General features: G+C 57.2%; 9 protein-coding genes. All 9 read right to left on the reverse strand.

What is annotated here, in order from left to right:
• Positions 1-27: 27 nt before the first annotated feature.
• The 9 genes from DESTE_RS18055 to DESTE_RS12530 all read right to left on the reverse strand — a co-directional run bounded on the left by DESTE_RS18055 (position 28) and on the right by DESTE_RS12530 (position 11862).
• A complete protein-coding gene (locus DESTE_RS18055; RefSeq protein WP_156925353.1) occupies positions 28-1098 on the reverse strand; it encodes a hypothetical protein in 1071 nt (356 codons plus the stop codon).
• Entirely contained in the window at positions 1091-2257 is a 1167-nt protein-coding gene (locus tag DESTE_RS12495; RefSeq protein WP_035067996.1) for a tyrosine-type recombinase/integrase, read from the reverse strand. Before DESTE_RS12495 ends, DESTE_RS18055 begins: the two co-directional genes overlap by 8 nt.
• Before the next feature lie 461 nt (positions 2258-2718).
• Positions 2719-3672: an NAD(P)-dependent oxidoreductase gene (locus DESTE_RS12500; RefSeq protein WP_483814919.1), complete on the reverse strand. Its 954-nt coding sequence runs from the start codon at positions 3670-3672 to the stop codon at positions 2719-2721.
• Between the two features lie 248 nt (positions 3673-3920).
• The gene (locus DESTE_RS12505) at positions 3921-4778 is read right to left on the reverse strand and encodes a DUF2087 domain-containing protein (protein ID WP_035067998.1); all 858 of its coding nucleotides are present in this window, start codon (positions 4776-4778) and stop codon (positions 3921-3923) included.
• 323 nt (positions 4779-5101) lie between these two features.
• Positions 5102-5638 carry a hypothetical protein gene (locus tag DESTE_RS12510; protein WP_156925354.1) on the reverse strand — a complete coding sequence of 179 codons (537 nt, stop codon included), beginning with the start codon at positions 5636-5638 and terminating at the stop codon, positions 5102-5104.
• A 229-nt stretch (positions 5639-5867) separates the two neighbouring features.
• Complete coding sequence (locus DESTE_RS18060; protein ID WP_156925355.1) at positions 5868-7274, reverse strand: ankyrin repeat domain-containing protein; 1407 nt, start codon at positions 7272-7274, stop codon at positions 5868-5870.
• Positions 7275-7282: 8 nt separating this feature from the next.
• Positions 7283-10120 carry a Tle-like phospholipase domain-containing protein gene (locus tag DESTE_RS12520; protein WP_051384450.1) on the reverse strand — a complete coding sequence of 946 codons (2838 nt, stop codon included), beginning with the start codon at positions 10118-10120 and terminating at the stop codon, positions 7283-7285.
• A gap of 70 nt (positions 10121-10190) precedes the next feature.
• Positions 10191-10910, reverse strand: coding sequence for a hypothetical protein (locus DESTE_RS18065; protein ID WP_156925356.1), 720 nt, complete (start codon positions 10908-10910; stop codon positions 10191-10193).
• Positions 10911-11181: 271 nt separating this feature from the next.
• On the reverse strand, positions 11182-11862 hold the full coding sequence (locus DESTE_RS12530; RefSeq protein ID WP_035068002.1) for an ankyrin repeat domain-containing protein: 681 nt from the start codon (positions 11860-11862) through the stop codon (positions 11182-11184).
• Between the last annotated feature and the right edge of the window lie 52 nt (positions 11863-11914).

The raw sequence follows: 11914 nt of genomic DNA on the forward strand, positions 1-11914 counted from the left end.
CTGCAGGGCGTGCCGTGTGTGTCGCCCTTAAGGTAGGCGTGTTATGCGTTGTTTTTTAGTTGTAGTGTTGACTAGCTTTTGTAATGCCCCTGCATCTATTGATTCCTTTGCGGTCTGATAGTGTTTGGCTGCTGATCTTGAGCAGCTTTCCAGTTGTGAGCATGCTTCACAGTGGGAGTATTCTGTACATCCTTCTTGGATGGTTTGGGGTTTAATTGTTTTCCCTAATTTGAGGAAAGCAGCTGTCACGTCTAAAGTGTCGCGTTGTATGGTGTCCCACATGAGTAGCCCAAGAAGTCTATTATATCTCTCTAGTGGTACGTTTTTCATCTGTGTTGGTGTAAAAAATGTGTTGAGATAGTGCTTTGTGTGTTCGTTGGTATGTGTAGAGCTATCTTGTTGTTCGCATGCGAATAGTGAGATTATGGACGTTATCTTGTGGATTGTTGCGTCGATATCGAAGTCTTTTTTGTACGGGTCTATATAAATCGCAATGTGTCCTGATACGTCTAATTCGCTATCTATAAGTGTTTGATGGGAAAATGGAGATTCTGCATGTAGTGAATCAGATAGTAGTTTTTGTGTGATGTCTCTTTTGAAAAATATTTCTTCTATATTTTTGTGTATGTTGTGTTCGCTTATTGATTCCATTGAATAGTCTTTTTTATTAAATATATCAATACGTGTTGCGTATACGCCGTGGTTTAGGGAAATTTCTGTGAGTTCGGAAAGAAGATGCTTTCCGTATGGGTCGTGACTGATTTCACTGTAGAGGTTGTCCAGGTCGTTCGTGGCATCGTCATCCAGTATTGTTGAGTGTTTTTGGATGCGTAGATTGATTATGTGGCTGTATAAATCATGTTCTGCGCCATAATTAAAGAAGGCATGTCTATCTATAAGTGAGTCAGCATGGCTCTCGTGATATCTATCTTGTAATCTATTTCTTAAAATTTCCTTGAGGAGTGAGACATGGTCAACGCACTGTGTATAGGAAGTGTTGGTGAGGATGTGGCGCATCGCGTATTCGTTGCTAAAAAAAGCAAAGAGTTGCATATTGTATCCATCGAGAATTATTTTATTCTTTTTGGTCTCATGCATGGCTTTTCCGTTCAAGTGTGTTGAGCGTTTGTGAGATAGTGTCCTTGGCTGCTTCCGCAGCCCTTTTAAGCGCATCGTCTCTGAGGTGGGCATAGCGCTGTGTCATGGCAGGGCTTTTATGAGTCATTAACTTCTGCAGCTCGTACATGCTGACTTTTCCAGAGCTGGCCAGCATGCTTGCATACACATGTCGTAGACCGTGAAATGGACGAAAGTCCTCTGGGAGGCCCGCTTCTTTTTTGATTGCGTCGGCCTGCTTCCGGATATCAACCAGTCTTCCACCACCCTTGCCTGGAAAAACGTAAGTGCTGATCAAGCGCGGAATCGACATCAGCACTTCGCGTGCGAGGTCGTTGAAGGGGATGCGCTCGGATTGTCCGGACTTCGCTCCCCTGCCATCATCGTTTCCAACAAGATTGATGAAGCCTCGTTCCCAGTCAATATGCTCCCATTTTAGGCTGAACATTTCTCCTCTGCGCATGCCAGTGTATAGGGCGAGCAACATCATGTTGCCAGCCTTTTTGTGTCTTGTTTTCGCAATAGCATCAAGAAGCGAAATCAGTTGCTCTGGTGAGAGGTCTTCTGTTCTTTCATTGTTAAGGCGTGGCATTTCGAATTGAACAGCAATTTGTGATTGAAGTATCAATCCTTTTTTGACGCCAAATGATATAATTCGACGTAGTAGTTCTAGAATGTTCCTGATTGTTCCGGGCTTCTTCCCGGATTTTGTAAGTGTCAGGCGTAGGTTGTCGACATGTGTCGTTGTGATCTCTTCAGGCTTCAGGCTCTTAAAGGCGTTCAGGTGGACAGTGAACCTGTTCTGGTCGGTTGTAAGTCCTTTGAGGCTTTCATTCCGGCGTTTGTATTCTTCCCAAAGGCTGTGGATTGTCCACTCCTTGGCGGAAAGGACGCTTTTTTCCGCTTCACGGGTCTCTTTTCGGGTGAGGCGTTTGCCTTCAAGTAGTTGGCCGCGGATTATCGAGGCTCTGGCCGGGGTCATGTCGTCGGCGTATTGTCGGCCAACCTTTGTCTCGATGAGCTTTCCATCTCGTTTATAAACTGCGTAGTATACGCGCTCGATGCCGTTGCCGCCTGTTCGTACGGTTTCACGGTAATAGACGCCTGGGTAGGCCGTCTTGATTCGCTTCGAGGGGGGCATGCTTTCTCCCTTGGTAGGTGGGGTGGGGTAGGGGTATTTTCCAACCCTATTTCCATCCTGTAAAGCAAAATCCAACCAGATTTCCAACCCGAGCGCTCATGCTGGTGACGAATAAGAAGCAATACAAATCAAAAAAACTATTTAATTCTAGCATAGTAACTAACCAAGTGGTGTTTTGTTTGATATGGCTTGCTGTTAAGCTCTTGGGCTCATAACCCGAAGGTCGTCGGTTCAAATCCGGCCCCCGCAACCATATTTGAAGGCCCTGAAAGGCAACTTTCAGGGCCTTCTTGCTTGTTCTGCGCGTTGTGTTGGTTTTTTGCTGTATTTTTGCAAGGTTGCACGGGGTGCGGGGAATACTGCTCCAATCGCCGCAAGATGTGCGGAGGTTCTCTCAACTCTTTCGAGTGGCGAGGCCCCTTGCCCGGTGGCAGCCTCCCCTGTATCCCAGCCCACTCGCGCTACGCCCGGAACAGCTTCACCACGCTGGTCAGGTTGGCGTCGCCAAGGCCCTCGGCCATGCCGCGCTGGAACACTTCGCGCGCGGCGGCGATGGTGGGTGCGGCATCGGGCGAACCGGCGGCTTTCATCGCGTAGCCGAAGTCCTTTTCGATCAGTTCCACCGGAAACATCACGGGGGCCTCGCCCGAAAGCAGCGCGCCAATGGCCCGCTGGGCGTACGGGCTCCACACCGCCGTGCCGGCGATGATGCCCATGATCTTGTGCACGTCCGCGCCATTGTGGTGCAGCAGGCCGATCAGTTCGGCGATGGCGGTTACCTGGACGCCCAGCAGGGCGTTGGTGGCCAGCTTGGTCAGCGCGCCCGTGCCGATTTCGCCCGCGTGGTTCACCGCGCTGCCCATGGCCAGCAGTACCGGTTCGGCCTTTTTGCAGGCCTCTGCGCTGCCGCCCACCAGAAAGATGAGCTGCGCGGCGTCGGCCTGCGGCAGCGACCCGGACACCGGGGTTTCCAGCAGGGTCACGCCCCGGTTGGCCGCCTCCGCGCCCAGCTTCTTGATCCAGTCCACCGACAGCGTGGAACTGTCCATGGCGATGGCGTTGGGTCGCAGGCCCGCGAAGGCGCCGGTTTCGGCGTCCAGCCAGACCTTGGAGGACGCGTCGTCGTCGCGCACCATGGCCAGCACGAAGTCCGCCCCGGCGGCGGCATCCTTGGGATTGGCGGCCTGCGTGGCCCCCAGGGCCAGCAGCGGTTCCGCCGCTTTGGCGGTGCGGTTCCAGACAGTGACCTGGTGTCCGGCCTTCAACAGGTTGGCGGCCATGCGTTTGCCCATGGCTCCAAGGCCCAGTATGGCGATATGGGACATGATGTGCTCCTTGGTTGCGATGCCGGTTGGCCGTCCCGATCTGGGTGGACGTTGTGGGACATGAGCGGACGGGCAGACGGTAACGTACACGTGTGCCGCGCCTGCCGCAGGGGACGACGACCTTTGTTCAGTATAGGACGCCTGACGCGTTTTACAATACGAAAAGGCGGACCGTGCGGCCTCGCCCCGTGTGCAGGGGTGAGGACGGACGGTCCGCCCTGTTTGAATGAGGCGGGGCAAGGGGAAGCTGTGCGGCGCAGTCGTTGGGATGGCAGCGAAGAGGGGGCGCGTTGTTCCGGACGGACCGGGTGTCCTTGCACCCTGCGCGGGCTGTGTCCCTATGCCGCAGTCACGCCGCGTCCAGCGGGTGGGGCGGGCGGGTTGTGGACTGCCCGCCGCGCGTGCCGCTCTCGGTCGCGCAGGTGCTGGAGCAGGGCCAGGGCCTCTTGCGGGGGGCGCTGTTCCACGCGGCGGTACTGGCGGCCATCCGGGGTGCGGGTAGCCATGCCGAGATCGCACAGCCAGCGGCGCAACAGGGCATGGTCGCCGAAGTGATGGCAGGCGCGCAGGGCGTCGTCCATCTGGGCGCCGGTCAGCACCTGCCCGGCGGGCAGGCGCGACCATACCCACCACAGGCAGAGCCGTTGCAGGCTGACCTTGCCTGGCCAGCGGGCCAGCAGCCCGTCCGCCCCGAAGTGGCGGGCGGCACGTTCCACGCGGCGCAGGTCCACGGGTGCTTCGGGCGCGGCGGGTTGCGGCGCGGCAAGGCGATCCAACCGTTCCTGCGCCGCGAACTGGGCGCGGTAGTGCTGGAAGTTGCGGTAGCCCACGGCGCGGACCAGCATGTTCAGCAACTGGACATGGCTGACATGGCTGACGGGGCTGACGTGGCTGACGTGGCCGGTGGAGCGGGGGCTTGTACGGGCCGGACCGTGCGCGCCCGAAGTGAGGGGCACGCCCGGTGCGCCCGGTGCGCCAGTTGCACCAGTTGCGCAAGCCGCGCCGGGGGCATTCGCGGAAACGCACGCGGAATCAGCGGCGGAACCGCCAGTGGGGCTGCCAGTGGCATCGTCAGCCGGGCGGCGGTCATGGCCTGCCAGATGCGACGACATGGCGCACGCCGCCAGTTCGCGTTGCAGCGAGCGGGCCAGCGCGGAGACGTCCTTGGCGATGAAGGGAAAGCGGGGTCTGGACATCACCTATCCTCTCGACGTGCCGATCCGGATGGGGTGTCGATGGTCACTGGCTTTCGACGCGCGGCACGAGGCAGGTGCGTGTCGGGATGGAGAGAGGGCAGGTTTAGCTTCCCGCAGGGGGACAGTGACGCCTTGGTGAACTGCCGACCAGATCTGCGTTTACACCGGGGTGCGGGGTTTTTCAAGCAGGGGGCATTACTCAGGCACCGGGGCGAACGCAGGGGACGAGGCCGCACCACATTGGGCGGCCCCGACGGAACATGTGAGCGTTGTTCGCATCTCCCTGTATGCTGTACCAGCAAGGATGGAATTGCCAAGGGTGGCTACTGTCTGGGGGTGTAGGTGATGCGCTTCATGCGCTCGATGGCGCTGGTGATAGATGCTTCGTTGATGGGCCACGCCGGAGTGCCCCTGTCCTTGTTGCTGGCGCGCCACGCCTGGTAGACCTTGACGTAGGATGAGCCCACGTGGCTCATGTAGAGAAAGCCGCTTTCTGTGTCCTTGCCGTTCTTCACCAGCGGATCGACAAGGGCGGCGCAATGGTAGGTCATGACCACGCTGCCACCTTCGGCGCTGACGAGCTTTGACTTTGCCTGTTCCTTGCAGCCCAGCGCCAGCGCATTCAGCGACTCCGCGATGAACCGCTTGAAGTCGTAGTCTGGAAGATGCCAGCCGTAGACTCCGTACAACATCGTCCAGCTTTCGAAATCCTGATCCTTCGGAATCTGTTCGAAGGTGAAGGTGTCCTTGGTCTGTTCTCGCGACGCCTTGAAGTTGCCGACATCCTTGGGCGAGGTGATCCAGTGCGGTGCCGGATAGGTGAGCAGCCCGTTGTAGATGGTCATGGTTTGCATGATCATGGGCGCGACTTGGGATGAATACTGCCCGTTGCCACTGGCGGATGCCGAAAACGGCTTGGCATTATTGCCGTTTTGGCTGTCCGATGCCGCTGCAAGGGTGAGGCTCGCGCCGGAAATCAGCAAAGCCAGCGCAGCGGCAGTTATGAACACGAGCATGTTACGGCTTGAGCGTTGCGACATCGGAATTCCCTTGAAAAGATAGGGGAGGTGTGTTGGCAAGACATGAGGCCTACGGCATGGGCGTCACGTTCATGCCAGGCTCCAGCCTGATCCGCTCGACGCCTTGCAGGGCCGCCGTGCGATAGCGTTCTGCATCAGCGGGCGAAGCCTTGCGCCACCCCTGATACACGGTCACGAAGGTGCTCTTGAGCACGCCCAGGTACAGGTAGCCTTCCTGCTGCTCGCCTTCGCCGCAGCGCAGGTGCAACACGCGATGGTTCGCCGCATCCTGCACGACGTCAATCTGCGCGTTCTTGCCGCAGGCAGATGCGTATCCCTCCTGCACGGCCTTGCTGAACTGGAGCCATGTGTTGCCGGGGGCGTACAGGGTGGAAATGCCAAGGGAGCTCTGCCAGCGGTCGAAGTCCTGCCCCTTGGGCACGTAATCGTATGCAAGGAAACCGGCTTTCTGACGCATGCGCGAATGGGTGTTGCCGGTGGTGGCGTCTGCACCCTGAAGCCAGAACGGCACGGGGTATGTGAGGGAAACCTCATGCATGCTCACAGATTCGGTGTCGCTCACGCGAGGTTGAGGCTTCGCAGGCGTGTCGGACTGCTGGATTTGCGCTTCGGCGAAGATATCCGGCGGCGTGGTGTCCAGAACGGCGGGGCGGATCGCATCCTGCGGGATGGTAAATGTTGCCCCGCGCTTTTCAAGAAAATCTATGCAGCGCCAGAACCACATGTATTTCTTGCTGTGTGGTTGTTTGTGGTTGGAGGATGTATTGAATTCTGTCTGCATGTATCTGATGATGTCGTGACCGCGATTATCCTTTTTTGAATAATCTACACCATTCTCAAGGAGGAAGAGGGCGAGCTTGTAATTTTCTTGCGTCGTAGCGCTCATTGCATATGTCCTGCCAAACCAGTCAATATAATACATGTCGCCACCAGCTTTCAGCAATGTGGCAAACGCTGGTATGCAAACAGGGCAGAGAGCGTCTTCCATCGGTGGCGATTTGTATTTCCCCACTCTCAGATTGGGGTCGCCTTTTCCGATATCTATGGTCATCTCCAGGTATTCAATGCCAATATTTGGAGTTTCGCGTACGACAAAGTGCATGAGCGACTTGTCAAATGCCGAATCTTCTCGACGCCATATCTTGTTCGGATTTGCGCCGAGCTCAAGCAGGCGACGAAAACCTTCCTTGTTGGGGTGCAGAACCACCCATGCGGGCACGGTAACAGCATACTCCCCCGTAGCGTTGGGATCCGCACCAGCGGCGACCAGCTTGTTCATGGCTGCAATGTCTCCCTTTTCTGCGGCCTTGGCCAAGGCTTGTGCCTGCGGGTTGCCGGGAAACATGTCGCTGGCCGTCATGTACAGCATCGGCTTGGGCCTGCTTGGCTTTCCGGCGGCGCTGCACGCGGTAAGCGTGAGGAAGACCAGAAGCATCACCAACAGCATTTTGTACACGTCCACTCCTAGTTCTTTATTGCTGGGCCAAAGGCATTGAGCATTCCGTCCAGGGTATGCCAGCTTCCGCCGTCCACGAGGATTCTCTGTCCAGCCGCCGTTGGAACTACAAGGCTGAACAGGTCCTGAATGTTGGAGAGTACATCTGCCGTGCTCATGTATGCCTTTGTTTTATTGTTCAAGTCGATTTTCGCATCGGCTACGCTTTTGGGATCATTTCCGACAATCGCGGCGATGGTATTGTCATGCAGCCCGGCGGCGTTGAAAGTGTACGCTTCCTTCACGAATCCCTTGGCCGCCAGTGCCGAGGCTAGCCCCCCGCCAAGGGAATGCCCGGTGGCGACAAGCGTGGCTCCGTCCCTGTCTGCAACTCTACTCAATGTCTGCGAGAGCAGGGCCACGCTTTGATACTGATCGCCAACCTTGCCGAAGGCCTGCGCTATGCTGGACTGCCAGTCCACTTTTGACGTCAGGTCCGTTCCGCGAAAAGCAACAACGTATTTCTTGTCAGCTTTGTTGTAAAATACTGTTGCTTCAAAGCCATTGCGCTCATCTTTAAGCATTTCACTTTTTATTCCGATAGCGTCCAGTTGATCCGCAGACATCTTCTCATACCCGTTCACATTCTCGCACTGCCCTTCCCCGTAGGCGCACTTGCTCAGTGTGCCGTACAGACGCCCCTTTGCCTTCTGTTCTTCCGTCAGGGGCTTGGCAGTCATTGCATCGGCCAAGGTCGCCACAATCGCGCCCATGGCGGCCATTGTGGGGTCCTCGCCCGTAATGGCGGCGGCAGCAGCCCCGGTAGCGCCAGCAAGCACGATCTCAATGGTCTTGTCCAACTCCGCAGTACTGATCAGCCCAGCGGCATAACTGCTGAACGCCGTTCCCAAGGCATCCGTGAAGGCGGTTTCAAGCGCCTGACCTTTCACGATGGTACCGACGGATGCCTTTACGGCAGCCACGGTCAAAACCCTTTTGACAAGGGTGTAGTCCTGAAGCGTGGGCTTCATGTAGTCCAACGTTCCGGCCAGCACCATGCTGGCCAGCAGGGAGCGCGCGCCGTCCTCGGAAACGATGGAGTTCAGGGTATCCTTGAAGTCACCGCCTGCGGCGGCATTGGCAAGGCCGGTCGCCATCTGCGAGCTTAGGGACACGAATGCGGCTGTCAGTGCAGTCTGCATTGCCAACGTTGTTGCTGTGGCGGCTTTTCCTGTCGCGACAACGATAATCGCCGCCTTCCCCGCAATGGTGCCGGGCGCCAGCCCCATCATACTCATGCTCAACTGCGACGCCGCGCCATACGTCGCCACCGAGGCGGCAATGGCGATGACCAGCATGGCCGCCGGGCCAAGGCCGCCGTCCTTGTGGTCCCACGTGTCGTACACGGCCTGCACGGCGCGCCAGTCCACGTCGTCGCGTTCCAGCAGCCCGGCCATCCATTCCAGACCGGGGGTTTTCGCAAGCTGGCGCACATCGGCGCGGGCATCGCCGGTATGGTGGTATTCCACCGTCACGCCGTCCCTGGCGGTGATGGATATGTTTTCGCCCGATTCGATCAGGGTATGCAGCACGGTTTCCGCGCTGGTGCCCTTGTCGCGTGACGACCAGGTAAGCCAGCCCATGTCCGAGGAGACGTGCCGCTCGTAGCTGAGTTCCTTGTCCGTCAACAGGGCCACGCTGCCCTGTTCCGCCTTGATGTCCACGCCGCCTTCCGCCCGCAGGTGGGACGCCTTGACCGTCACGTCGCCAGTGCGGGATTCCACCAGCACGTCGCCCTTGGCGTCCAGTTCGCTGCGCACCACGTCGATCTTGCGGGTTTCATCCAGCGCCATCTTTGAAGTGAAGGCGCCTTTCTTCTGTTCGTCGTCCTGCGCGTAATGCTGGTCCGTTACGGATGTGACCAGCACGTCGTCGGCGGCAGTGACCGAGATGTCGTCGCCGGACGTGAGCCGCGACCCGGAAATGGTCGCCGCCCCCTTGCCCGACGTGCCCGCCTCCATGGTCATGTCGCCGCCGGATTCCAGTTGCGAGGCCACGTTGGTGGTATCCTGCCGCACGGCGGTGTGCGACTTCTTTCCACCAAACAGCCCGCCGCTCTTGCCGCTGCTGTGGTCGTAATAGTCCACGGTGTCGGCGGCAGACGTGACGGAAACACCGCCCCCGGCCTTCACACTCAGGTCATCCCCGGCCTTCATCTGGCTGCCATGCACGGTGACGCTGCCGCCCGCGTCCACGGTCAGGCTGCCGCCCGCCGTTATGCTGGCCCCGTGGTTGGTGGTCACGTCCGTGTGCGATCTGGACCCCTTGCCGGTGGTCTTGGCGTGGGTTTCCAGCGCCTGCGTGGACACGATGACAGAGTTGCCCGCCGCAAGCTTTGCATCGCCCCCGGCGGCCATGTCGGAGCCGAACACGCCAATGTTCTTTCCGGCCACCACGGTCAGGTCGCCGTCGGCGGTGATGGCGCCCTGCTTGCCGATGTGGGTGGCGGTGACGGTGGGCGAGGTGAAGGTGACGGTGTCAGATGCGGAGATCACGTCGTTGACGGCGGTAAGCGACACCGTGTCGCCATGCACCGTGCCGCCCGCGTTCAGGATGGAATCCGTGGCGGCCAAGGTCACGTCCTGGCCGGACATGGTTCCGCGCGTGTTGAAGATGGTGTCGGCGGTGATGGTCAGGCCGTTGTCGGCCACCAGCACCCCGGCGTTCTGCATGTCGCCGGTGGCGGTGACGGTCACGTCCTTGCCCGCGATCACCGCGCCGCCCGCCGCGATGCGGTCGAGGCTGGAACTGCCCAGGTACACCACGGGCACCAGCACGTCCTCGCCGTTGACCTGCCGCGTTTCCATCCACACGATGTCCCGGTCCAGCGCGGCGATCTGCTCTGCGGTAAGGGCGATGCCTTGTTGTTGTGGGTTACTACTGCCTGGGGGTGTAGGTGATGCGCTTCATGCGCTCAATGGCGCTGGTGATGGAGGCATCGTTGATGGGCCACGCCGGAGTGCCCCTGTCCTTGTTGCTGGCGCGCCACGCCTGATAGACCTTCACGTAGGACGACCCCACATGGCTCATGTAGAGAAAGCCGCTCTCGGTGTCCTTGCCGTTCTTCACCAGCGGATCGACAAGGGCGGCGCAATGGTAGGTCATGACCACGCTGCCACCTTCGGCGCTGACGAGCTTTGACTTCGCCTGTTCCTTGCATCCCAACGCCAGCGCATTCAGCGACTCCGCGATGAACCGCTTGAAGTCGTAGTCCGGCAGGTGCCAGCCGTAGACGCCATACAATGTGGACCATTCTTCAAAAGCTTGATTTTTTGGAATTTGTTCAAATGTGAACGTATTTTTTGTCTGATCACGAAACATTTTGGTATTTCCAAGATCTTTGACATCAGAAATCCAGTGCGGGGCTGGATACACAAGATTTCCATTGTAGATAGTCATTGTCATCATAATTTCAGAATTTTCTTTTATTTTTTGTTTTTCTGCGTTTTGCGCGTTGGGCGCAGCGGATGACGATGCCATGCTATCTGTCATGGATTTTGCGAAAGCAGAGTCTGTAACGATAGGCACGAGCAGTATGCAGGTATAAATTATGAAATTTATGGTCATTAGCTGTGTGTTGAATAAAATTTTCAGCATGAATATTTCCTTGTGGTGATCCTCGTTGCATTTGCATTTACGTTGTGCAGCAATAGTTCGTTATACAAATTGCGCAGGTCATTATCTTTTTTCAGACCTGCAAAAATGTCCGGCGGTTCGATACTCAGCTCGGCAGGCCGTGCCGACTTCGGCGTGAAGGTGAAGGTTTCGCCACGCTTTTCAAGAAAGTCTACACAACGCCAGAACCACATGTACTGTGATGTTTCATGATTAATGGCGTATATTTTTTCATCTTTTATGTGGTATTGTATTATTTTTTTAGATTGTGGCCACTTGGAGTCTTTCTCTGGTATTCCGCGCCACTTAGCAGGAGGTAAAGTGTTGCCTTGTAGTTGTTGGAGCGGGCTGTTTCTAGCACAAGGTAAAACTTAGACATGTGCGACGTCGTAAAATTTATATCCACGCCCGCATTGAGCAGGGCTGCAAAAGCATCAAGATTATTAGGGAGTGATGCCTCCCAGATAGGTGTTCTTCTAAATTCACCGACCTCCAGATTTGGATCGCCGTGACCGATGTCGATGGCCATCTGTAAGTATTCAGCCCCGATGTAGCCCGACCGTGCTGCCGCACGATGCATGAGCGAGTTTTCCTGTCCGTCTCCTGACGTTGTGATCTTGTTAGGGTCCGCGCCCAGTTCAAGCAGACGCCGGAATCCCGCCTTGTTCGGATGGTACAAAAGCCAGACAGGTACGGTAACGCCGTAGGTGCCAGTGGCGTTGGGGTCTGCCCCGGCGGCAATCAGCTTGTCTATTGTTGCTATGTCCCCCCTTTCTGCGGCCTTGGCCAAGGTTTGCGCCTGCGGATTGTCGGGAAACATTTCGCGTACGCTCATCCGTTGCAGCGGCATTTGGTCGGGCCTTCTTGCCGCTCCGCAGCCCACGAGCAGCAACGACGCCAACACGACAACGACGAGCAATCTGAAGATGTCCATATCCGGCTCCCTAGTTTGCAAACGCTTCGCGCATGCCTGCGATGCCGTGCAG

Origin of the sequence: Nitratidesulfovibrio termitidis HI1 (assembly GCF_000504305.1) — a bacterium.
Classification (GTDB): Bacteria; Desulfobacterota; Desulfovibrionia; order Desulfovibrionales; family Desulfovibrionaceae; genus Cupidesulfovibrio; species Cupidesulfovibrio termitidis.